General features: G+C 58.2%; 18 protein-coding genes. 13 read left to right on the top strand and 5 right to left on the bottom strand.

The features are described from left to right. Nucleotides 1–57 precede the first annotated feature (57 nt). The 5 genes from ACR0CR_RS03350 (at nucleotide 58) to ACR0CR_RS03330 (ending at nucleotide 6,103) form a co-directional block, all read left to right on the top strand. Nucleotides 58–1,302: a sarcosine oxidase subunit beta family protein gene (locus ACR0CR_RS03350; RefSeq protein ID WP_480596726.1), complete on the top strand. Its 1,245-nt coding sequence runs from the start codon at nucleotides 58–60 to the stop codon at nucleotides 1,300–1,302. After that, nucleotides 1,302–2,102, top strand: a complete 801-nt coding sequence (locus tag ACR0CR_RS03345; protein WP_480596724.1) for an FkbM family methyltransferase — start codon at nucleotides 1,302–1,304, stop codon at nucleotides 2,100–2,102. Before ACR0CR_RS03350 ends, ACR0CR_RS03345 begins: the two co-directional genes overlap by 1 nt. A gap of 15 nt (nucleotides 2,103–2,117) precedes the next feature. Continuing rightward, complete coding sequence (locus ACR0CR_RS03340) at nucleotides 2,118–2,447, top strand: sarcosine oxidase subunit delta (RefSeq protein ID WP_480596722.1); 330 nt, start codon at nucleotides 2,118–2,120, stop codon at nucleotides 2,445–2,447. Nucleotides 2,448–2,514: 67 nt separating this feature from the next. Further along, a complete protein-coding gene (locus ACR0CR_RS03335) occupies nucleotides 2,515–5,544 on the top strand; it encodes a sarcosine oxidase subunit alpha family protein (protein ID WP_480596720.1) in 3,030 nt (1,009 codons plus the stop codon). Beyond that, nucleotides 5,537–6,103 carry a sarcosine oxidase subunit gamma gene (locus ACR0CR_RS03330; RefSeq protein WP_480596718.1) on the top strand — a complete coding sequence of 189 codons (567 nt, stop codon included), beginning with the start codon at nucleotides 5,537–5,539 and terminating at the stop codon, nucleotides 6,101–6,103. The genes ACR0CR_RS03335 and ACR0CR_RS03330 overlap by 8 nt, the downstream gene beginning before the upstream one ends. 67 nt (nucleotides 6,104–6,170) lie before the next feature. Here ACR0CR_RS03330 and ACR0CR_RS03325 read toward each other — a convergent pair whose 3' ends face one another. Together ACR0CR_RS03325 and ACR0CR_RS03320 are read right to left on the bottom strand one after the other, a co-directional pair. Continuing rightward, entirely contained in the window at nucleotides 6,171–6,545 is a 375-nt protein-coding gene (locus ACR0CR_RS03325) for a hypothetical protein (protein WP_480596716.1), read from the bottom strand. Between the two features lie 134 nt (nucleotides 6,546–6,679). Next, entirely contained in the window at nucleotides 6,680–7,441 is a 762-nt protein-coding gene (locus tag ACR0CR_RS03320) for an FkbM family methyltransferase (protein WP_480596714.1), read from the bottom strand. Between the two features lie 100 nt (nucleotides 7,442–7,541). Here ACR0CR_RS03320 and ACR0CR_RS03315 point away from each other — a divergent pair, with 100 nt between their 5' ends. The 3 genes from ACR0CR_RS03315 (at nucleotide 7,542) to ACR0CR_RS03305 (ending at nucleotide 9,690) form a co-directional block, all read left to right on the top strand. Beyond that, nucleotides 7,542–8,141, top strand: coding sequence for a superoxide dismutase (locus ACR0CR_RS03315; RefSeq protein ID WP_480596712.1), 600 nt, complete (start codon nucleotides 7,542–7,544; stop codon nucleotides 8,139–8,141). A 94-nt stretch (nucleotides 8,142–8,235) separates the two neighbouring features. Next, complete coding sequence (locus ACR0CR_RS03310) at nucleotides 8,236–9,027, top strand: metallophosphoesterase (RefSeq protein ID WP_480596710.1); 792 nt, start codon at nucleotides 8,236–8,238, stop codon at nucleotides 9,025–9,027. A 213-nt stretch (nucleotides 9,028–9,240) separates the two neighbouring features. Next, on the top strand, nucleotides 9,241–9,690 hold the full coding sequence (locus ACR0CR_RS03305; protein WP_480596708.1) for a baeRF12 domain-containing protein: 450 nt from the start codon (nucleotides 9,241–9,243) through the stop codon (nucleotides 9,688–9,690). A 46-nt stretch (nucleotides 9,691–9,736) separates the two neighbouring features. Here the strand turns inward: ACR0CR_RS03305 and ACR0CR_RS03300 are convergent, their stop codons facing one another. Further along, entirely contained in the window at nucleotides 9,737–10,288 is a 552-nt protein-coding gene (locus tag ACR0CR_RS03300) for an LOG family protein (RefSeq protein WP_480596706.1), read from the bottom strand. A gap of 126 nt (nucleotides 10,289–10,414) precedes the next feature. Between ACR0CR_RS03300 and ACR0CR_RS03295 the strand changes: the two genes are divergently transcribed. The 3 genes from ACR0CR_RS03295 (at nucleotide 10,415) to ACR0CR_RS03285 (ending at nucleotide 14,108) form a co-directional block, all read left to right on the top strand. After that, entirely contained in the window at nucleotides 10,415–11,779 is a 1,365-nt protein-coding gene (locus tag ACR0CR_RS03295) for a LysM peptidoglycan-binding domain-containing protein (RefSeq protein WP_480596704.1), read from the top strand. A gap of 60 nt (nucleotides 11,780–11,839) precedes the next feature. Then, entirely contained in the window at nucleotides 11,840–13,651 is a 1,812-nt protein-coding gene (locus tag ACR0CR_RS03290) for an ABCB family ABC transporter ATP-binding protein/permease (protein ID WP_480596702.1), read from the top strand. Between the two features lie 61 nt (nucleotides 13,652–13,712). After that, entirely contained in the window at nucleotides 13,713–14,108 is a 396-nt protein-coding gene (locus tag ACR0CR_RS03285) for a DUF2147 domain-containing protein (RefSeq protein WP_480596700.1), read from the top strand. Between the two features lie 31 nt (nucleotides 14,109–14,139). On the opposite strand, the gene ACR0CR_RS03280 is transcribed toward ACR0CR_RS03285, so the two are convergent. Both ACR0CR_RS03280 and ACR0CR_RS03275 read right to left on the bottom strand, forming a co-directional pair. Continuing rightward, complete coding sequence (locus ACR0CR_RS03280; RefSeq protein ID WP_480596698.1) at nucleotides 14,140–17,913, bottom strand: efflux RND transporter permease subunit; 3,774 nt, start codon at nucleotides 17,911–17,913, stop codon at nucleotides 14,140–14,142. Beyond that, the gene (locus tag ACR0CR_RS03275; protein ID WP_480596697.1) at nucleotides 17,910–19,139 is read right to left on the bottom strand and encodes an efflux RND transporter periplasmic adaptor subunit; all 1,230 of its coding nucleotides are present in this window, start codon (nucleotides 19,137–19,139) and stop codon (nucleotides 17,910–17,912) included. The genes ACR0CR_RS03280 and ACR0CR_RS03275 overlap by 4 nt, the downstream gene beginning before the upstream one ends. Nucleotides 19,140–19,364: 225 nt before the next feature. Here ACR0CR_RS03275 and ACR0CR_RS03270 point away from each other — a divergent pair, with 225 nt between their 5' ends. Together ACR0CR_RS03270 and ACR0CR_RS03265 are read left to right on the top strand one after the other, a co-directional pair. Beyond that, nucleotides 19,365–20,036: a hypothetical protein gene (locus ACR0CR_RS03270; protein WP_480596695.1), complete on the top strand. Its 672-nt coding sequence runs from the start codon at nucleotides 19,365–19,367 to the stop codon at nucleotides 20,034–20,036. 41 nt (nucleotides 20,037–20,077) lie between these two features. Continuing rightward, nucleotides 20,078–21,400, top strand: a complete 1,323-nt coding sequence (locus ACR0CR_RS03265) for a PQQ-like beta-propeller repeat protein (RefSeq protein ID WP_480596693.1) — start codon at nucleotides 20,078–20,080, stop codon at nucleotides 21,398–21,400. The last annotated feature ends 17 nt before the right edge of the window (nucleotides 21,401–21,417 follow it).

Here is a 21,417-nt window from a genome sequence, read left to right as displayed (position 1 = left end):
GAATATGATCACACGGCATATCTTCGCCCAAAGATCCAAGACCGGACGGATTCGCACATGAAACACTATTCAGCCTTTGCTGTGGCGCGCGAAGCGCTGCGTTATCACACCGGCTGGGAACGCGCCTGGCGGTCACCCCAGCCAAAGAAGCGCTATGACGTCATCATCGTCGGCGCGGGCGGTCACGGTCTGGCGACGGCATATTATCTGGGCAAGAACTACGGCATCCAGAACGTTGCCGTGATCGAAAAAGGCTGGTTGGGCGGTGGCAACACTGGCCGGAACACAACCATTATCCGGTCGAACTATCTGCAGGACCCGTCCGCGGCACTGTATGAAAAGGCGCGCAGCCTGTACGAGGATCTGAGCCAGGACCTGAACTACAACATCATGTTCAGCCCGCGCGGCGTGATCATGCTGGCGCAGACCCAGCATGAAATTCGCGGCTATCAGCGCACGGCCCATGCCAACGCACTGCAAGGCGTGAAGACCGAGTGGATCACACCCGAACGCGTGAAAGAGCTGGTGCCGATCATCAACCTCGACGGACCGCGCTATCCGGTTCTGGGCGGTCTGTGGCAGGAGCGCGGCGGTACCGCGCGTCATGATGCGGTGGCGTGGGGCTATGCCCGTGCGTGTTCCGCAATGGGCATGGACATAATTCAGCAATGCGAAGTCACCGGCGTGCGTCAGGACAACGGTCGCGTGGTCGGTGTCGATACCACCAAGGGTGCGATCGATTGCGACAAGCTGGGCATCGTGGTCGCGGGTCATTCGGGTCAGCTGGCTGATATGGCGGGTTTCCGACTGCCGTTGGAGGCCGTCGCGTTGCAGGCGCTGGTGTCCGAGCCGATCAAACCTTGCATGGACGTGGTCGTGATGGCCAACACTGTGCATGGCTATATGTCGCAATCCGACAAGGGTGAGATGGTCATTGGCGGCGGTACGGATGCCTATAACAACTTCACCCAGCGCGGGTCGTTCCACCATATCGAAGAAACCGTTCGTGCGTTGGTCGAGACCTTCCCGATGATCTCGCGCCTGAAGATGCTGCGCCAGTGGGGTGGCATTGTGGATATGACCGGCGACCGCTCGCCCATCCTGTCGAAAACACCGCTGCAGGGCTGCTTTATCAACGCGGGCTGGGGCACGGGTGGCTTCAAGGCCATTCCTGGCTCGGGCTGGGGTATGGCGCAGCTGATGGCCACGGGCCATTCACCGCTGACCGAAGCCTTTGCGCTGGACCGTTTCAAAGAAGGCCGCTTTATCGACGAAAGCGTCGCCGCCGGGGTGGCGCACTAATGGACGTCGCGACCCTTCCTACGGCCGTCCCGAAACGGCCCCGTCAGTCAAAAATGGCGTTGCTGAAGTTCATTTTGGCATGCCTTGATGCACAGTCGGAACAGGTTCGCGTAGTGCAAGTTGGTGCCAATGACGGTCAACTTGATGATCCCATTCAGGATTTTTGGTCCAAGGACTACTGGAATGGCGTCCTGATCGAACCACATCCGCTGTACTTTTCAGAGTTGACGGATCGGCACAGGGGCAACCCGAACGTGACTTTGGTCAACGCGGCGGTGTCGGAAACGACGGGGGCGATCACGCTGTATCATCTGGATGAGAGCTTCCGAGATAGCAGCCCAAGCTGGCTGAGGGGCTGTGCATCTTTGGACAAGGCGCGCATGAACTCTGCCATTGAGATCGCCAACCAGAAGAGAAACGTTGCCCTTCCGCCGACCGCTGTTGCCGAGACAAATGTTGCGGCGCGTCGTCTTGACGAAATTCTTGCGGAACAGGATGTCGAGACGGCGGATATTCTGATCATTGACGTAGAAGGTCACGAAGTTCCTGTGTTGAACAGTTTTGACCCGGTCAGCCTCGATATCAAACTCGCCATCGTCGAGTCCAATAGCGGTGACAGCGAAGAACGGAAAATCGTGTCGCTCTTGCACCGGGCAGGGCTGGTCGCGTTCAAGATCGCGTCCGACATCGTAGCCATCCGCCCGGGAAGCATTGATGTGCCGATCGAAGCGATGCTGCACTTCAATAGATTTGTTCCCCTATCTGCCGAACCGCAGCCGACCACTGCCCATAATGTCTGAGACTGGTGCCCGAAAATGCTGATCTTGAATTGCCCCTATTGTGGCGTGGATGCCGAAGAAACCGAACTGGCCGCCGGTGGCGAGGCGCATTTGAAGCGCTACGGCCCGGGCTCGTCCGATGACGAATTCCACGACTACCTGTTCATGCGTGAAAACCCCAAAGGCGTGCATTTCGAACGCTGGCGGCATGCCAATGGCTGCGGCAAGTGGTTTCACGCAGCCCGCTGCACCCAGACGCTTGAGGTCTTTGGTACTTATCCCGCCCAGACCACTGAGCCGCCGCAAAAGATAAAAGACACCATCGCCTCCAAGCGTCCGGGATGGACGTGGAGAGAATTCTCATGATGCGTCATCTTTTCAAGAATACTCCTGCCGGAGGCTCCGACGCCTCCATCTGCGAAAGGTCCGCACCATGAGCACCCGCCTCGCAAACCAAGGCCGGCTGATTGACCGGTCGAGAAAGGTCACGTTTACGTTCAACGGCACCTCGATGCAGGGGTACGAGGGCGACACTCTGGCCTCGGCGCTGCTGGCCAATGATCAGATGATGATGGGCCGGTCGTTCAAATACCACCGTCCGCGTGGTGTCGTCGCCAGCGGGGCAGAGGAACCGAACGCCTTGGTCGGTCTGGGGCAGGGCAACCGGTTCGAGCCGAACCAGCGCGCGACCACGACCGAATTGTTTAACGGCCTGACCTCAATCTCGCAAAACCATTGGCCCAATCTGGAATTCGACATCGGCGCAGTGAACACGGCGCTGGCACGGTTCCTGCCAGCCGGGTTTTATTACAAGACCTTCATCCATCCCAAACCGTTCTGGAAACACGTCTACGAGCCGTTCATCCGCCAGTCCGCTGGTCTGGGCAAAGCGCCCGACAAGGACAGCCGCGATGCGGACACCTATGAACACTTCTATGCCTTCACCGATGTTCTGGTGATTGGGGGTGGTGTTGCCGGTCTGCAGGCGGCGAAAGTGGCAGCCGCCTCTGGTGCCAAGGTCATGTTGATCGAACAAACCGCCCATTGGGGTGGTCGCGCTCCGGTTGATGGCGGAACAATCAATGATGAGCCTGTGGATAAGTTCGTGGAACAATTAGTTTCCGAACTCGAAACAATGGGCAACGTCACGATGCGCAATCGTTGCATGGGGGCCGGGGTCTACGACCACGGTTACGTGCTGGGATATGAGCGTCTGAATGACCACAAGCCGGGCACCCAAGGGCCGCGTCACCGCCTGTGGCGGATCCGCGCGAAACAGGTCGTGACCGCTACGGGCGCAATTGAACGCCCGCTGTCTTTTGCGGGCAACGACGTGCCGGGCGTCATGCTGGCCTCGGCCATGCGAGACTATGTCGTGAACTGGGGCGTGACGCCGGGCGACCGGGTGATCGTTGCCACCAATAACGATGATGCCTACCGGACCGCGATCATTCTGAAACAGGCGGGTGTGGATGTTCTGCGCGTGGTCGACGCGCGGGATACCGCCGGGCCTTTGGCCGAAGAGGCGCGTTCGCTGGGTATTCGCGTCGATCCCGGCAAGGCGATTGCCAAGGTCAAAGGCGGCAAGCGTGTCAAGAAGGTCGAGCTTTGCAATCAGGAAGGTATTGGCGGCGCGCGGGAAGAGGTCGAATGTGACGCGGTCGCCATGTCGGGCGGCTGGTCTCCGGTTGTGCATATGTGGTCGCATTGCGGTGGCAAGCTGATCTGGGATGAGGCGCAGGCGCACTTCCGTCCTGACCCCAATCGTCCCCCGCTGGGGGCGGATGGCGAAGGCTTCGTTCGGGCAGCCGGGTCCGCGAATGGTCCGCTGGCTCTCGGTGACGTTCTGACCGACGCGGATGCGGCGGGCAAAGCCGCGGCCAAGGCGGCCGGGTTCAAGGCTAAACGCACCAAGGCACCGGTCGGTGAAGCTGCGCCTGAGGCCCCGATGGCGGCGGTCTGGCTGATGCCCGCGAATGCGGACATCCAACTGCGCATGAAGTCGTGGCTGGATTTCCAGAACGACGTCAAAGTGTCCGACGTTCAGCTGGCGGCGCGCGAAGGCTATGAAAGCGTCGAACACACCAAGCGTTACACCACGCTGGGCATGGCGACAGACCAAGGTAAGTTGAGCAATATCAACGGCTTGGCAATTCTTGCTGATGCATTGGATTCGGAGATTCCGAAGGTCGGCACCACCACCTTCCGTCCGCCATATACGCCCATCTCGCTGGCGTCGATCGGCGGCGAAGCGCGCGGTGAGGTGTTCCAGCCGATCCGGCAGACTCCGATGCACGACTGGCATGACAAAAACGGCGCAGACTGGGAGCCGGTCGGCCATTGGCGCCGCACCTATGCCTATGTCCGTCCCGGAGAGTCCGTGCATGACGCGGTGAACCGCGAGGTTAAAAACACGCGTGAAAACCTCGGCCTGCTGGACGCTTCGACACTGGGTAAACTGATCGTCAAAGGCCCCGATGCGGGCAAGTTCCTGGACATGATGTACACCAACATGATGTCCACGCTGAAGGTCGGCAAATGCCGCTATGGCCTGATGTGCTCGGAAAACGGCTTCCTGATCGACGATGGTGTTGTTGCGCGGATCGACGACGATACGTGGCTGTGCCACACCACCACCGGCGGGGCCGAGCGTATCCATGGTCACATGGAAGAGTGGCTGCAGACTGAATGGTGGGACTGGAAAGTCTATGTTGCGAACGTGACCGAGCAATACGCGCAGGTCGCCGTGGTCGGCCCCAACGCCCGCAAGGTGCTTGAGAAGCTGAACGCGCAAGTGGGCGGTGGCATGGAACTGTCGAAAGAGGCGCTGCCCTTCATGGAATGGCGCGATGGCAAGATCGGTGAGTTCGACGCGCGCGCATATCGCATCTCGTTCTCGGGTGAGCTGTCCTATGAGATCGCGGTCCCCGCAAGCCAAGGTCAGGCGTTCTGGGACGCTCTGATCGACGCGGGCAAAGAGTTCGGCGTAATGCCCTATGGCACCGAATGTCTGCACATCCTGCGGGCCGAGAAGGGCTTCATCATGATCGGCGACGAGACCGACGGCACCGTGATCCCGCAGGATCTGGGGCTGCATTGGGCGCTGTCCAAGAAGAAAGAGGACTACCTCGGCAAACGCGCCCATTCGCGGAGCCATATGGCCGATCCAGAGCGTTGGAAACTGGTCGGTCTGGAGACTGTGGATGGTTCTGTCATCCCCGACGGTGCCTACGCGGTGGGCGAGGGCGTCAATGCCAACGGTCAGCGCAATATGATCGGGCGCGTGACCTCGACCTATTACTCGGCCAATTTGGGTAAAGGTATCGCCATGGGTCTGATCAAGCACGGTCCGGACCGGATGGGCGAGGTTGTCGAGTTCCCGGGCACCGATGGCAAAACCTACAAGGCCAAGATCGTCGATCCGGTCTTCTTCGACAAGGACGGGGAGAAGCAGAATGTCTGAACCCATCAGCGCATTGAACCATGCCTCTTACGAAGGAATTGCAAAGGTCGAGGAATGCGGCCTTCAAGGGATGATCACTCTGCGCGGTGACCTGTCCGATAAGGTTCTAGCGAAGGCCGTCAAACACGCAACGGGTCAGAAAGTGCCTGGCCAGCGTGAAGCGTTCGTTGATGGTGAAACCGGCGTCTGCTGGATGTCACCCGACGAATTGCTCGTGCTGGTGCCCTATACGGAAGTGAACGCTAAACTGGCCGAGATGACGAACGCGCTCAGCGGCACACATGCTTTGGCCGTCAACGTCTCGGACGCGCGGGCGGTATTCCGCGTTTCAGGTGCCAGTGCCCGCGAAGTGATGGGCAAGATCGCCCCTGTCGATCTGTCGGCGGACGCCTTCCAGCCCGGACAGATCCGCCGCTCACGTCTAGCCCAGGTGGCGGGTGCATTCTGGATGGACGACGCCGAGACCTTCCGCGTGGTTTGTTTCCGTTCTACGGCGGACTACGCGTTCAAATTGCTGAAAGTAGCGGCGCAGCCTGGCAGCGAGGTCGGGGTCTACTGACTCAATCAGGTAATGCAAAAAAGCCCCGGTCCGCCGAGGCTTTTTCATCGAATCTATGTTGGGTTCCTCACCCTCGGGTCTCGGGGCCGGCGATCTCGCAGGTTCCTGTTCCGAAGGGTTTGTTCGAGGCACTGACATGGGCAAAACTGGCGCGCACTGTCACGCCATTGTCCTGCATATCCATGTTGGCCTGATATTTGACGCGCAAATTGGGGCCTTCGCTGGTTTTCAAAGTGACATTCCACAACATGCGATAGTTGGACGGTTTGCGTTTTTTCAGTTTTGCCTTCGTCCAGTCAAAATGACGACTTAACGCAAGCGCCGAACCAGTATCCTCGTCGATTTGAAAATAATACTCTGGCGCAATCCACCCATAATTGTCTCGCTTGGTCATTTCGCATTTGTATTCAACAGTCGCGGCTGCTGCGGGCTGCCAAGCCATGGCAACAAGCCCCACAATCACAAGATACTTCAATTTAACAATATTCCCGTGTTTCAGATCATTCAATCCGAGCAAAGTTTCGAATGTAGGGCAAGACAAAAAATACACGCAATGCGAGATTTACGTTTCCGGACTTAGCTGTGCAGAAGAATTGTGCGATACCGCAATAGGGCCTCATCAGTCCAAAAGGACTCGATCGTGACCGGCTGCAAATTTTCATCCAGAATGTGGGTGTAGAAAGACAGGTTTTCCAAAAGGGATTTTGTTCGATCCCGCCGCTCTGCCACATCCAGCAGCGGCGCGTGCAGGGATAGAAAAAGGGGCGGGCGCTGTTGCTTGAGCCAGGGTATCAGCGTCGGCAAAACGAAGTATTCCGCGCCCTCGATATCCATTTTGACCAGCGATACCGAGGACAGGTTTGTTACCTGCTCAAACTGTTCCCAGGCAATGGTCAGCGCGTCGGTTCCATGGACCCCGTCGTGCAAAAGAGAGCTGGTCGAGTCTCCGGGCTCACCCCGCGTTGATGCCATGCGGGCCACACCAAACGTAACTGACAAAGCGACGCCAAAGGCGGACACGTTGCGAATGTCGTTCAGGTCCAGATTCCAGGCCAGATGGCGAAAGGCCGTGGGATCGGGCTCGAAACACCAAACATGCTTCGCCTTCCGCGCACCATACAGTACGGTTGGCCCAACCCACGCCCCGATGTCCATGTAATCGGCGTCCGGACGCAGAAATTGATCCAACACGGCAAAGGTCTCGGGCTCCCATTCCCCTGCCGACGCCTTGCGCCAGAACTTGGAATGATAGGGGTCAAGGCGGAAGGGTTCGCCGTTCAGGTTGCCCGAATAATATCCGCGAGCGCGGTAAAACATCTTGCGCGCCTGTGTCAGCATCGCGGACCTCCGGGTTTTCTTGTCTCTGCCCTTGACCTATGGCCCGCGCCAAAGCATTTAACCTTTGGAACCATAACATTCATTTCAACAGGGGGCCGAGATGGCTTTTGAACTTCCTGATCTTCCTTATGCACATGACGCGCTGGCAGCCAAGGGCATGTCCGCGGAAACATTGGAATATCACCACGACCTGCACCACAAAGCCTATGTCGACAACGGCAACAAGCTGATTGCGGGGACCGAGTGGGACGGCAAGTCGCTGGAAGAGATCATTGTCGGCACGTATGACGCCAATGCCGTCGCCCAGAATGGTATCTTCAACAACATCAGCCAGCTTTGGAATCACAACCAATTTTGGGAGATGATGGGCCCTAGCGGTAATGCAATGCCCGGCGAGTTGGAGAAGGCGCTGACCGAAAGCTTTGGCTCGGTTGACGAGTTCAAATCGCAGTTCAGCGCTGCTGGTGCCGGTCAGTTCGGTTCGGGCTGGGCGTGGCTGGTCAAGAACGCTGACGGCTCGCTGGCTGTGACCAAAACCGAGAACGGCGTGAACCCACTGTGCTTTGGTCAGACCGCGTTGCTGGGTTGTGACGTGTGGGAGCACTCCTACTACATCGACTTCCGCAACAAGCGCCCTGCTTATCTGTCGAACTTCCTCGACAATCTGGTGAACTGGGAAAACGTCGCTTCGCGGATGTGATCGGTTGAACCGAAGAAGGTTTTTCAAAGGCCTGCTGGCACTTAAGCGAGCAGGCCTTTTTCGGTCCAGCTACAGTTATTTTATCGAACCATCTGTGGGGCTTCGTGTCCGCCGATGGCACATTCGGCGCGACGATTGGACGGCCAAGCCAGTTCGGATTGCCATAGTCTCTGATTTGCATGTCGGAGAGCCGTTTGTTGGGCGCAGGCGGGTTCGACAGATCGTCCGGCGCACAAACGCGATCGCTCCGGACCTTATCCTGTTATTGGGAGATTTTGCGCGGGGCCATAAGTTTGAGACCCGCGAGGTTTACCCGGACGAGCTGGCTTTCATTCTGGCTGACCTTGAAGCACCGCTAGGTGTGCATGCCGTTTTAGGGAACCATGATTGGTGCGAAGACAAAGCCGCGCGAGAGCGTAAAGGCCGGCCTAACATCTACGCCGAAGCGCTCAAACAGAACGGAATACCCGTAATGTCGAACGCGGCAATCAAGCTTGAGGAAGCGGGTTTTTGGTTGGCGGGGTTGGAAGATCAACGCGCGTTCCGGCTGGGGCGCGGGCAGTTTCGGGGCCTCGATGATTTGCCAGCAACCATGGAGCAAATCACCGATGAAGCCCCGGTTATCATGATGGCGCATGAGCCGGATGTATTTCCCGACGTTCCCGATCAGGTCGTTTTAACGGTGTCCGGCCACACGCATGGTGGGCAGATAAATTTTTTTGGTTGGGCGCCTTACGTACCCTCGCGCTTCGGAAATCGATATGCATATGGACATATGCGCGAGAATGGGCGCGACTTGGTGGTTTCCGGCGGGATCGGGTGTTCGGGGTTGCCATTGCGGTTCGGCGTGACACCGGAAATCACTGTGATCGAACTGTCGTCCTGACTAGAGCTGGTGGAAACCTGCCGAAGCGTCAACTTTCGAACTGAGACCTATTGTACGACCGCAGGGAATACTTAGCTATTCAATGCGGGAGGAGAAATCCGCCAAAAATTTATGATACAACCACGCCTCGTGCGGACCCAGTTCCACACGACAAATGTTGAGTTGTGTTCAATTTTCGAGGGAGAGGCTTTGAAACCTATACAGGAGACCAACATGGCCGCACTTGAACAGGGAACTTGGGTCATCATCGCGGACGGAGAAAAGGCGCTGGTGATGGAGAATGTCACGGATGCACAGGATCCGAACCTTGTCGTTGTTTCGGTTGAAGAGAACGATACACCGCTATCCAAGCCATCCGACCGAGCCGGGCGTCGATACGACACCGGACCCAACCAGAAGTCGGCCGTTGAAGAAAGCAGTTGGAAAGCCCACGCGAAATCGCTGTTCGTGCAGGATGTCGCCAACTTACTGAACAAAAAGGGCCTGAAAGGATCATTCAAGCGGTTGGTTCTGGTTGCCAGTCCGCATGTTCTGGGCCTGTTACGCAGGCGGCTGCATAGTGAAGTGCTGGCCAAGGTAGTGGCTGAGGTCGACAAAACGCTCACGAACCATCCCTTGCACAAGGTCGAAAAGGTCTTGAAGTCACGACTGGCGGTGGCCTGACGGGAAAGTCATTAAGGCACGGGCGGTTTAGCCGCCCGTTTTGCATTCAGTTCAGAAGCTCGCGAAGTTTCCCCATTGCGGCTTGGGCATCTTCCACCCAGGTTACGAAATCGCCCAGTGAGGCATCGGCGAAACCCTGGCCGATCACCTGATTCAAGAGCGCGTGCAGCGCGTCCCAATAGCCGTCCACATTCATCACCAGAATGGGTTTGTCGTGCAGGCCCAACTGCCGCCATGTGAGCGCCTCGAACAACTCGTCCAATGACCCCGGACCGCCAGGCAGGACGACGACCGCATCGGCGTTCATGATCATGACCTTCTTGCGCTCGTGCATCGTTTCGGTGACGACAAAACGCGTCAGGTCAGTTTTGCCAACTTCGCGCTGCAACAGGTGAACAGGGATCACTCCGAATGTGTCACCCCCGGCAGCTTGCGCCGCCCGCGCGACTTCGCCCATCAGGCCGACGTCTCCGGCCCCGTAAACCAGCCGCCAGCCGTCATTGGCCAACAACGTCCCGAGTTGCTGCGCGGCGTCTGCGTAAGCGGCGTTTGCACCATTGCGTGACCCGCAATACACACAGATTGATTTCTGGGGCATAGGGCGCGTTCTCCGGGCTTGTGTCTGAGGTTTTGACCCCTGATAGCGGTATTGATAGATTGGCTCAACTGTCGGAAGTAATGCTTGATTGACAAAGCATTTACGCGGCGGAGTGAAAGGAAAAGAATGAACGCCACATCGGGAAGCGAAAGCTCGGGTACGTTTGTCTGGGGCCTGATCGCCGGGCTGCTGGTTTTGCTCGCCGTTGGGGGGCTGTATCTGTCCGGGATATTCAGCGCGTCAGAGGACCAAGTTGTACAGCCCAAGGCGGAAGCTCTGCCCGAGGTTCGCGTCGTTGAGCCGCAGATCGAAGCAGTGGGGGCCGGGGACACTGCGCAACCGTCTGTCGATAGTTCGACCGCGCAAGCCGAGGTATCAGATCCAAAGCCCTCAGGAGCAGCTCCAGAAGTCGAGGATCAGCCCCAAGACAAGGGTGACGACGCGGCCGCTTCTGCCCCTGTTCTGGACCAGATATTTGTCGAACCGGATGGTAACACTCTTTTGTCGGGCAATGCCGATCCGGGCGCTGAGGTCTTTGTGCTGTTGAACGGGTTGGAGGTTCACCGTTTCGTGGTCGACAACAGCGGCCAATTTGCGGAATTTCTGTCGATCCCATTCGCCAGCGACGCGCGCGGTTTGGTGCTGGAATCCCGCAGCGATGGGCAAGCTGTGCGGTCAGACGACTATCTGATCGCGGCCCTTCCCGAGCCCACACCCGAGGACGAGACCACCGAGGTGGCCCAGGCGCCCGACGAAGCATCGCCAGACACCGAGGCCGAGGAAGTCGTTTCGGACGCAAGGACGGACGAGCCCGAGACCGTGTCAGACGCCGGAACGGATGTCGCTGTGGCTCAGACTCAGCAACCCGAGCCTCGGCCGGTTGGGGAAACTGCGACGCCATCATCTGAAGAGCAGACAGCAACGAATGCGCCAGAGAACCAGCAGGTGGCAATTCTGAAATCCGGAGAAGAAGGCGTTGAACTGGTCCAGCCGCCGACCCCCGAAAAGCCGAGCCCGGATCAGGTTGCTCTTGATACGATTGGATATTCCAACTCGGGCGAGGTTGAATTGACGGGGCGCGTGCCGGACGGGTCAACGGTGCGACTTTATCTGGATAATCAACTGGTTGCCGACGCGCCACCTGCCGACGATGGGCAATGGCGTGGTCAGATCCAAGGCGTTGATCCGGGTGTGTACACACTGCGTGTTGACGAAGTCGCCCCGGATGGAACGGTCGTCAGCCGACTGGAAACACCGTTTAAACGCGAGCCGGTCGAAGTGCTGCGTGCGGCTGAAGCGTCCGAAGGCTCGGACGGGCAGGGGCCGACGATCCGTTCGGTCACAGTGCAAAAGGGCGACACGCTTTGGGCGATTTCAAGGGATCGTTTTGGTGATGGGATCTTGTACGTCAAACTGTTCGAGGCCAATCGCGACTCGATCCGCGATCCTGACCTGATCTATCCAGGGCAAATCTTTACCATTCCCGAATGACACTTACTCCTTGGCCCGTTCTGGGCTAAGGCCTATCTCTGACCGCAGTTAAGGTACGTGATGAGACGACCATCTTCGATCCAGATTGACCCGGACGAACATCGTTCGGGTTGGCGCACCATTCGCAAGGTTACGCCCTACCTTTGGCCAGACGATGAGCCCTGGGTAAAGCACAGGGTCGTCCTGGCCATGGTGATGCTGGTTCTGGCCAAGCTGATCGCGGTTTACACGCCGATTTTGTACAAAGGCGCCGTGGATGGGCTGGCGGGCGAAGGTGTGCCGCCGTTGGCGTTGGGCGCAGTGGGGCTGACCGTTGCATATGGCGTTGCGCGGATGATGACCGTTGGCTTTCAACAATTGCGCGACGCGCTTTTCGCGCCGGTCGGTCAGCGTGCATTGCGAGCACTGGCGCTGGAGACGTTCCAGCACATCCACCAACTGTCCATGCGCTATCATGTAAGCCGCCGTACCGGTGGTCTGAGCCGAATTATCGAGCGCGGCGTCAAGGGGGTCGATTTTCTACTGCGGTTCCTTTTGTTCTCGATCGGACCGCTGATACTGGAGTTGTTGCTGGTCGCCATCATACTGATGTGGCTGTTCGATGTCTGGTATCTGGTCGTCGTGGCTGTGACCATCGCGCTTTACATCTGGTTCACCTTCGCGGTTACCGAATGGCGGGTGAAGCTGCGACGTGAGATGAACGATCAGGATACCGAGGCCAACCAACGCGCAATCGACAGCCTGCTCAATTTTGAAACAGTCAAATATTTCAACGCCGAAGCGCGCGAAGCTGAACGATATGACGCGTCGATGAAGGCCTATGCTGGGGCCGCGCTGAAGACGGCCTATTCGTTGGCATTCCTGAATTTCGGACAGTCCTTTTTGATCACCTGTGGCCTGATCGGTGTCATGGTTTTGGCGGCGGTCGGTGTCCAGAATGGAGCGCTGACGGTCGGTGACTTCGTGATGGTCAACGCCTACATGATCCAAATTACCGTCCCGCTGAACTTTCTGGGGACGGTTTACCGCGAAATCCGCCAGTCTCTGGTGGATATGGGCCAGATGTTCGATCTTTTGGAACAGCCCGCCGAGGTTTCCGACAAACCCTGCGCACCGAATCTGAAAGTGGAGGGCGGTGAAGTCACCCTGGAAAACGTTCGGTTCGGGTATGAAGCTGATCGTGAAATCCTGAAAGGCGTGTCACTGACTGTCCCTGCCGGTCAGACCGTGGCCATCGTGGGCGCAACCGGATCGGGCAAGTCGACCATCGGGCGGCTGTTGTTCCGTTTCTACGACGTTACCGGTGGTGCTTTGAAGATTGACGGGCAGGATGTGCGCGATGTCAGCCAGACCAGCCTGCATTCTTCAATCGGTGTAGTGCCGCAGGATACGGTGCTGTTCAACGACACCATACGTTACAACATCGCCTATGGGCGCGAGGGGGCAGGCCAGGAAGATGTGGAAGCAGCCGCAAAGGCCGCCCAGATTCACGACTTCATCCTGAGTTTGCCAGAAGGCTACGACACCAAGGTGGGTGAACGGGGCCTGAAGCTGTCAGGCGGCGAAAAACAGCGCGTGGGTATTGCGCGCACGCTGCTCAAGAACCCTCCGATCCTGCTGTTGGACGAAGCGACCTCGGCGCTGGATACGGATACCGAGCAAGACATCAAGGATGCCTTAGCCCGCGCGGGTGAAGGGCGCACGGTGATCACCATTGCCCACCGCCTGAGCACAATTGCCGAAGCCGATCAGATCGTTGTGCTGGAACGCGGTGAGATCATCGAGCAGGGCACTCATGACGAGTTGCTGGCACGTGAAGGGCGCTATGCCCAGCTTTGGAGCCGTCAGCAATCGGACGCGCAGGCGGCCTGACCCATCGGGTCTTTCGCTGGAATGTGGTATCCTGGGATCGCCAAAAAGAAGAGGGGTCAAGATGCGACTGTTGAAACCTGTTGTCGCCGCTTTGGCCATTGCAACCACGTCCCCGGTCTGGGCGGCTGATCCAATCGAAGGCGTCTGGAAGACCGAGCCCGACCGCAAGAAGCTGATTTCGCATGTCAAGATCACTGCGTGCGGTGACAAGTTCTGCGGACAGATTCTGTCGGCTTATGACAGTTCGGGTAAAGAGGTGCAGACGCCGAATATTGGTAAGAAACTGTTCTGGGATGTCGCTAGCGAGGGTGGCGGTAAGTACGGCGGCGGCGAGTTCTGGGTGCCCCTTGTCAATGTCGAAGCAGTGCCGCAGATGACTCTGACCGGAGACACGCTGGCCGTAAAAGGGTGCGAGCACATGCTGTGCGCCCATCAAACCTGGTCGCGGCTGAAATAGACAAAGGGCCGGCAGTACCGGCCCTTGGTTGCTATTCCGCCGCTCTCAGCGGGGTTCCGGGCGGATGCCCTTCGGTGTCGTCAGACTGTGCTTCGTCCTCCCATACAATCTCGGTCGATTGCATGGTGCGCGCCGTTTTCCCAACGGCCATGTCCTGCGCAATTTGGCTGGATCGACCCGCGGATATCCGGGCTCCTGCCTTGAACAGCCATACGGCATAGGTGGTCACCCAAACACGCAGCGCAAGGAATGACGGTGTCACGATCAGCGTCAGCACCGTGGCGATGCCCAGACCGAATACAACCGCCGTCGCCAGTTGTTTCCACCACAAGGCTGTGGGGCTGTCGATTGAGTAGCCTCCGTTGATGAAGTCCAGCGACAGGCCGAACATCATAGGGGTCAGACCTGCCATCGTCGTCAGTGTGGTCAGCAAAACCGGACGAATGCGCGCCTCGGCCGTGCGGACGATGGCGTCGATCCGGGGCATGTAGCGGCTGTATTCCTGATAGGTGTCGATCAGAACAATGTTGTTGTTCACCACGATGCCCGCCAGCGCGACGATGCCTGTTCCGGTCATGATGATCGAGAACGGTTGTTGCATGACCATCATACCGATCAGCACCCCTGTGGTGGATAGAACCACCGCCAGCAGCACCAGTACCGAGTTGTAGAATGAGTTGAACTGCGCCAGCAGGATCACGAACATCAGGCCAAGGGCGGCCAGAAACGCGCTGGACAGGAAGGCCTGACTTTCCGCCTGGTCTTCTTGATCACCGGTCCATTCCCACGCGATTGTATTCGCGAAGGGATCGGTGTTCAGCCATTCGGTCAGTACGGCGATCCGTTCGTTCGGGTTGATTAGAGCAAAGCTGGCCTCACCGCCATCGATTGCAGCGACCAATGCGTCCATGCTTTCAGCGCCTGTCAGTTGCACCACTTCGAAAACAGTGCCTTCTGGCGAGGTTATCGATGTCGAGCTTTGATCCTGACCTTCTTCAAGTGCGCGCACAACGGCAAGGCGCTGTTCGACGCCATCCGCTCCATTGACAATAACTTTGCTCAGACCGCTTTCGACATCCGCTTTCACGTCATAGTAACGCTGCTGATCCACGCGATTGATTTCAGCCAGTTTCGCCACTGGCCTGCGGGTGACGAAGTTCGACAGCGGCACCAAACCATCGGGCGTCCGCACCTTAAGTGTATCGAGGGTGGACAGAACTCGGTCTTCATCGGGCAGGCGGACGCGGATTTCGATCTCTTCGTCCGTTGTGTCTGGGCGCATCTCACCCAGCAACAAGCCGCGTGTCACCAGTTGCACCATCGCGCCAACCGTCGCCACATCGGCACCAAATCGACCGGCCTTGGCGACGTCTACGTCAATCTGCCAGTCGATGCCGGGCAGGGGCAGGGTGTCTTCGATCTTGATCAGGCCGGGTGTCTGGTCAAAGGCTTCACGCGCAGTGACCGCCGCTGCCGTCAGGTCTTCCCATCCGTCGCCCTTGATACGCAAGTGAACCGGTTTGGCCGAGGCCGGACCCTGTTCCAGCGGTTGAACCTCGACCACGATACCCGGCAGTTTGGCAAGCTCGACATTCAACTGATCAAGCACAAAGTCGCCATCATATTCGGGGGCAATGATCTGCCGTTCGAACCGGCCGCCGGCGACGGGTTCTGATACGGTTGGGCGATCCTCCCAAGGTATGATTTCGAACTGAACGCGACCTACGGTATCTGCGGGTTCCTGGGCACCACCGTTGTTTTGATTCAACCCGCCTTCACCGGCAAAGGAAAATACGTTGATTACAGCCGGATGCGCGCTGATGATCTTTTCTGCGGCCAGAACCATCCGGTCTTTTTCCGCCAGTGACAGGTTTCCACGCGCTCGCACATAGGCGGTCGCCTGTTCAGGCTCGCTTTCGACGAAGAACTCGACCCCGCGGTTGTTGTTGCCAAAGGCTGTCATGACGCTGACCACAGCGAAGGCAACTGCAATGATCGATACAATGGGCATGATCGGATTGCCGACGAGGAACTTGATCACGTAACCGAAAGGGGTGTGTTCTTTGGCGGTGTGGACATGTTGGTCCGGTGCGCGTTTGATTTTGGCGGCGCTCAGTGTCACGGACCCGGCGAAGCCGCCGAAAACAACCAGAGCCGCACCAAAGAGCGAAGCACCAAATGTTTCGGGCGGCAGCAGATAAGCCGGGTTCAGAACCTGCATCGCGCCCAGAAAGATCAGATAAAGCGAAGGTGGAACCAGAAGCGCGCGCAACCACCACGGCGTACGCGCGCGCAGCCAGTTTGAGCTGCGATCGAATGTTCGGCTCAACCGTCCCGAAACGCCGCCGACCACGGGCAGGTAGATCAGGGCGACGATCAGCGAGGCCGACAACACAAAGATCAGCGTGATCGGCAGCATCTTCATGAATTCACCAGGAACGCCGGGCCAGAACAGCATTGGCAGAAAGGCGCAGAGCGTGGTCGCGGTGGACGAAACGATAGGCCAGAACATCCGCTGTGCGGCTTCGACATAGGCGTGCATCGGGCCGACGCCTTCCTTGATGCGCTTGTCGGCAAATTCCACCACGACGATGGCGCCATCGACCAGCATGCCCACCGCAAGGATCAGGCCGAACATCACCATGTTCGAAATTGTGACCCCGATCATTGCCAGAAAGGCGAAGCACAACAGGAACGAGGTTGGGATCGCAAAACCCACCAGCAACGCGGCGCGCGTTCCCAAAGAGGCCAGAACCACGATCATAACCAATGCCACCGCCGTCAGAACCGAGCCTTCCAACTGCCGCACCATTGAGTCAACGATACGGCTCTGGTCATTTGAGGTGCCCACTTCAACAGCGGCCCGAAGCTCGACTGGCCAATCGGTCTGTGCCTCGGCTACGGTGGATTTGATCAGCGCGACGGTGTCGATAAGGTTGTAGCCCTTGCGCTTGACGACTTGCAGCGCGACGGTGGATTCGCCGTTGAAGCGGGCAGTGCCTTCGCGATCCTCAAAGGTATAGTTGATCTGCGCCAGTTCACCCAGCGTCACCACCCTGTCGCCATTCACCTTGACAGGCAGGTCATACACATCCTCAGCCGTTTTAAAAGATGATGGTATCTTGACCGAGAACGTACCCTGTTCGGTTTCAACCTCGCCCGCTGCGATCAACTGGTTGTTGTTCTGAACTGCATTTATCAGTTCCGCAGCAGTGACGTTGTAAGCCTCGAGCCGCAGGGGATCGATGATCACCTCCAAAAGCTCATCGCGGTTACCGGCGATACCGGCCTCGAGAACCGAGTCCAAAGCTTCCAGTTCGTCCTGAAGCTCTTTTGCGACGCGGGCCATGGTCCGTTCGGGCACTGCGCCGGTCAGGCTTACGATAACGATAGGAAATTCCGAGAAGTTGACTTCGGTGATCGTGTACTGCTCGGCCCCATCGGGGAAATCGGCTTGCGCGCTATTCATCGCGTCGCGCACGTCGGCGATGGTGGCGGATTTGTCCCAACCGAACTCGAATTCCAGCAACATCCCCGCATAGCTTTCGGCAGCGGTGGCGGTCATCGTGTCCAGCCCGTCGAGATCGGCCATCTCGGTTTCCATCGGCCTGATCAGCAGGCTTTCGCTATCCTCTGCCGAGATGCCCGGAAATTGAACCGAGACAAAAAGCATTGGAATATCGATATCCGGCTCGCCCTCTTTGGGCAGGCTGACATAGGCAAAGCCGCCGATCACAATCGAAATCGCGATGAAGGCCAGAACCATTCGGGCCCTGTCCGCGGCCCAACTGACGATACCAGTCATTTCGATGCTTCCCGATAGGTCGGGTTAACAGCCACCCCACGGGTGACGAACTCCTGACCGACCACGATGATGTCTACTGTTTCAGGCAGACCACCGACCAGAACGCCTTCGGCGGTGTCGCGTAGTAGCAGGATCGGCATGAATTCGACGACGTTTTGCGCGCCCACCGTACGCACCCCGACCTGACCTTCATTGTTCAGCGTCAGCGCGGACTGCGGGACCAGATGCGCCTTGACGCCTTCAGCGGCGATCTGAATATCCGCCGTCTGGCCGTCTCGGATCAGCAATTCGTTGTTGGGAACCGTGATTTCGACTTCGAACGTGCGCGTTGTTTCGTCCGCCGAACGGCTAAGGAACGTCACGCGTCCTTCAACCTCCAGGCCAGTAACCAGTTGAGCAGAGGCCATTGCGCCAACGATGATGCGATTAACCTCGGTCTCGGGCACGAATCCTACCAGTTTGATCGGATCAAGCTGAATGACTGTTGCACAGAGTGAGCCGGGCTGCATCAGGCTTCCCAATTCGGCGGTATCGCTTTCTAGAAGACCCTTGAATGGGGCTTCGATGGTCAGCCGGTCCAATTCGCGGTGGGCGGCGTCCACCTCGGCCTGCGCTGCCTCAATACCGGCGCGCGTGGCTTCCAGACCAGCTTCTGCTGATTTGATGCCAGCCTCTGCCGTGCTCATTTCCGCCTCGCTTGAGATGCGACGGGTTTCCGACCCAAATCCGGTTTCTGAGAGCTTGCGCGCCGCTTTCAGGTTTATTTCGGCCTCAGCCACGCGGGCGTGTGCTTCGAGCAGTCGAGCCTCGGCTTCTGGCACGCGGCTTTCTGCCTCGTGCAACGCGGCAGTGGCTTCGGCGAGGCTGGCGGGGCGAGTACCTGGATCAAGCTCGCACAAAAGATCACCCGCTTTGACAAAGGCACCCTTACGTTTGGGTTCAGACAAAACGGTCGAAGTTGTTTCAGACAGAACTTCGACCTGACGATTGGCCTTGGTCTGGCCGCGCAACTGCACCGCGCTGCCAATCTCGCGCGCGGTTGAGCGCAAAGCCACAACGCCAATGACGTCCTGCGCCTGAACAGGGACGACGTTGTCCGTTTCTACCTGTGTCTCTGATGGTTCGTCGCTGCGGCCAGCGAACGCAAAAAGGGCGTCCCGTTCAAAGACCAGAAAATACAACGCGACTATGACCAACGCTGCGTTGATGAATGAAATCAACCGCATGCAGTGTCTCTCCCTCGATTTTTCGCCATTGGAATTTCGGCGCACTTGGTTTGAAATGGGGTCAGATCAACGATTTTTCCACACTAAACTGAATAGTTCGGTTCACTTTTTTTCGCAAGACCCGGCTGCAACCGGTCAAATGTGTGGAATCGGGTACTTGGCTTGAACGTGGCACCGGGGTATGACATGGCGCCAGAAAGCCGGACATAAAGCCTGGGGGCAGGGATGAGCGACGTCGACAGTTTTATTGATGAGGTCACCGAAGAGGTGCGCCGCGACCGCATGTACCTGCTGTTGCGCCGGTGGGGCTGGGTCGGAGTCGTTGCGGTTGTGGCCATCGTCGGAGGCGCTGCGTTCAATGAATACCGAAAGGCCCGCGATGCCAGTCAGGCCGAGGCTTTGGGGGATTCGATTCTGTCCGCTCTGGCGGAAAACGGCTCGACCGAACGGGCCCAGGGCCTCGGGGCGGTTCAAACGGAATCCGTCGGCGGTGATGCGGTTGTCAACATGCTGTTGTCCGCTTCGCAATTCGACGCCGGTTCGGTGGACGACGCGGTAGCCAGTTTGAATGCGATTTCAACACAGGGTGACCTGCCGGAAATTTACCGCGCGATTGCCAGCTTCAAAGCCCTTTTGCTGCAAGGTGACGCGTTGCCCGTGGCGGACCGCCGCCAACAATTCGAAGCATTGGCAACACCGGGCGCGCCGCTGCGCCTATTGGCCGAAGAACAGCTTGCCTTGATCGATGTGGCCGACGGTGAAACTGAGGCGGCGCTGGACCGCCTGCAAGCATTGCGTCAGGATGCCGAGGCTGGAGTTGATCTGCAGCAACGGGCAGGGCAGCTGATCGTGGCGCTGGGCGGCGAACCCGAGCCGATCGTGGCGCAACAGGGCTGAACAATCGGACGCACGACGCAAATACAGGCGAGTTCTAAAGTATGGTAACACGGTATTTCACGCGCTTTGGCTTGCCTTTGTCGGCGGTCGCCCTGCTCACGCTGAGCGCCTGTCAGGAACCCGAAGATATTCTGCCTGGCGCGCGTGAAGATATTCGGCCCGTAGTAGACAACGAAACCGTTGAAACTCAAGGCAGCAGCCCCATTAGCCTGCCGGCTCAAAACCGGAATGCAAACTGGGCACAAAGCGCGGGTACGCCAGCCTTTCGTACGACAAACGCCGCCCTGAGTTCCGCGCCAAAACGGATTTGGTCGACCTCGATTGGGGCAGGCGACAGCCGAAAACAAAGGATCACTGCGGATCCGGTCGTTGCTGGCGGGTTCATTTACACGCTGGATTCCGGCGCGGACGTTGCAGCAGTGACGCCACAGGGCCAAGTGGCCTGGCGCACGAACCTCATTCCGCCGAACGAGAAAGAGGTTGATGCGACGGGTGGTGGCCTCGCCTATTCGGACGGTGTTCTTTACGTTTCATCCGGCTTTGGCCGATTGACGGCGTTGGATGCGAAAACTGGTGCGGTGCGCTGGCAAAAGCGGCTGAACGCAACCGGCAGCGGCGCACCCATGGTCAGCGGCGGGCTTTTGTACCTGGTTGCCGGAGATGAATCCGGATGGGCCATCGATATCAAGGATGGACGTATTGCATGGCAACTGAGCGCAACGCCAAGCGTTGGAAACGTATTGGGTGCGCCAGCGCCCGTTCTGGCCTCAGATTTGGCCGTATTTGCATTTGGCTCGGGCGATGTCTCGGCTGCGTTTCGTAAGGGTGGCATCAGGCGCTGGAACGCCTCGGTCGCGGGCGGTCGTCGCGGCAGAGCCGCCGCGCAGATCGTCGACGTGACTGCCGGACCGATGGTATCGGGAAATTCAATTTTCATCGGCAACCATTCAGGCCGCACAGTCTCATTCGATGCGGGCACGGGCGAGCGGAACTGGACCGCTTCGGAAGGGGCCGTTGATACAGTATGGCCCGCCGGAAACAGCGTTTTTCTTATCAGTGACCGCAACCAATTGGTGCGACTGAACGCGGCAGATGGCTCGATCGTCTGGGCCAAGGACCTGCCGGGATTCGTCAAGGACAAGCCGAACCGTCGGGGGCCGATCTTTGCCCATTATGGCCCGATACTGGCTGGTGGGCGCATTGTGGTTGCCTCAAACGACGGGCTGTTGCGCTTTTTCAACCCTGTTGACGGGGCGCTTGTCTATCAGGTCGACGTTCCCGGTGGTGCGACCACAGCGCCGGTGGTGGCTGGCCAGACGCTTTATGTCGTGTCGACCAAAGGTGAACTGCACGCTTTCCGTTGACGACAAGATGCGCTAAA

Source organism: Ruegeria sp. AM2, from assembly GCF_056540685.1.
This window is presented reverse-complemented; position numbering and strand designations above follow the sequence as displayed.

What these genes read in the sequence shown, in the direction of transcription:
- ACR0CR_RS03285 (WP_480596700.1), top strand. Translation starts at nt 13,713, where the DNA reads ATGCGACTGTTGAAACCTGTTGTCGCCGCTTTGGCCATTGCAACCACG.
- ACR0CR_RS03330 (WP_480596718.1), top strand. Translation starts at nt 5,537, where the DNA reads ATGTCTGAACCCATCAGCGCATTGAACCATGCCTCTTACGAAGGAATT.
- ACR0CR_RS03315 (WP_480596712.1), top strand. Translation starts at nt 7,542, where the DNA reads ATGGCTTTTGAACTTCCTGATCTTCCTTATGCACATGACGCGCTGGCA.
- ACR0CR_RS03345 (WP_480596724.1), top strand. Translation starts at nt 1,302, where the DNA reads ATGGACGTCGCGACCCTTCCTACGGCCGTCCCGAAACGGCCCCGTCAG.
- ACR0CR_RS03340 (WP_480596722.1), top strand. Translation starts at nt 2,118, where the DNA reads ATGCTGATCTTGAATTGCCCCTATTGTGGCGTGGATGCCGAAGAAACC.
- ACR0CR_RS03300 (WP_480596706.1), bottom strand. Translation starts at nt 10,288, where the DNA reads ATGCCCCAGAAATCAATCTGTGTGTATTGCGGGTCACGCAATGGTGCA.
- ACR0CR_RS03325 (WP_480596716.1), bottom strand. Translation starts at nt 6,545, where the DNA reads ATGGCTTGGCAGCCCGCAGCAGCCGCGACTGTTGAATACAAATGCGAA.
- ACR0CR_RS03280 (WP_480596698.1), bottom strand. Translation starts at nt 17,913, where the DNA reads ATGACTGGTATCGTCAGTTGGGCCGCGGACAGGGCCCGAATGGTTCTG.
- ACR0CR_RS03350 (WP_480596726.1), top strand. Translation starts at nt 58, where the DNA reads ATGAAACACTATTCAGCCTTTGCTGTGGCGCGCGAAGCGCTGCGTTAT.
- ACR0CR_RS03305 (WP_480596708.1), top strand. Translation starts at nt 9,241, where the DNA reads ATGGCCGCACTTGAACAGGGAACTTGGGTCATCATCGCGGACGGAGAA.
- ACR0CR_RS03265 (WP_480596693.1), top strand. Translation starts at nt 20,078, where the DNA reads ATGGTAACACGGTATTTCACGCGCTTTGGCTTGCCTTTGTCGGCGGTC.
- ACR0CR_RS03320 (WP_480596714.1), bottom strand. Translation starts at nt 7,441, where the DNA reads ATGCTGACACAGGCGCGCAAGATGTTTTACCGCGCTCGCGGATATTAT.
- ACR0CR_RS03270 (WP_480596695.1), top strand. Translation starts at nt 19,365, where the DNA reads ATGAGCGACGTCGACAGTTTTATTGATGAGGTCACCGAAGAGGTGCGC.
- ACR0CR_RS03275 (WP_480596697.1), bottom strand. Translation starts at nt 19,139, where the DNA reads ATGCGGTTGATTTCATTCATCAACGCAGCGTTGGTCATAGTCGCGTTG.
- ACR0CR_RS03335 (WP_480596720.1), top strand. Translation starts at nt 2,515, where the DNA reads ATGAGCACCCGCCTCGCAAACCAAGGCCGGCTGATTGACCGGTCGAGA.
- ACR0CR_RS03290 (WP_480596702.1), top strand. Translation starts at nt 11,840, where the DNA reads ATGAGACGACCATCTTCGATCCAGATTGACCCGGACGAACATCGTTCG.
- ACR0CR_RS03295 (WP_480596704.1), top strand. Translation starts at nt 10,415, where the DNA reads ATGAACGCCACATCGGGAAGCGAAAGCTCGGGTACGTTTGTCTGGGGC.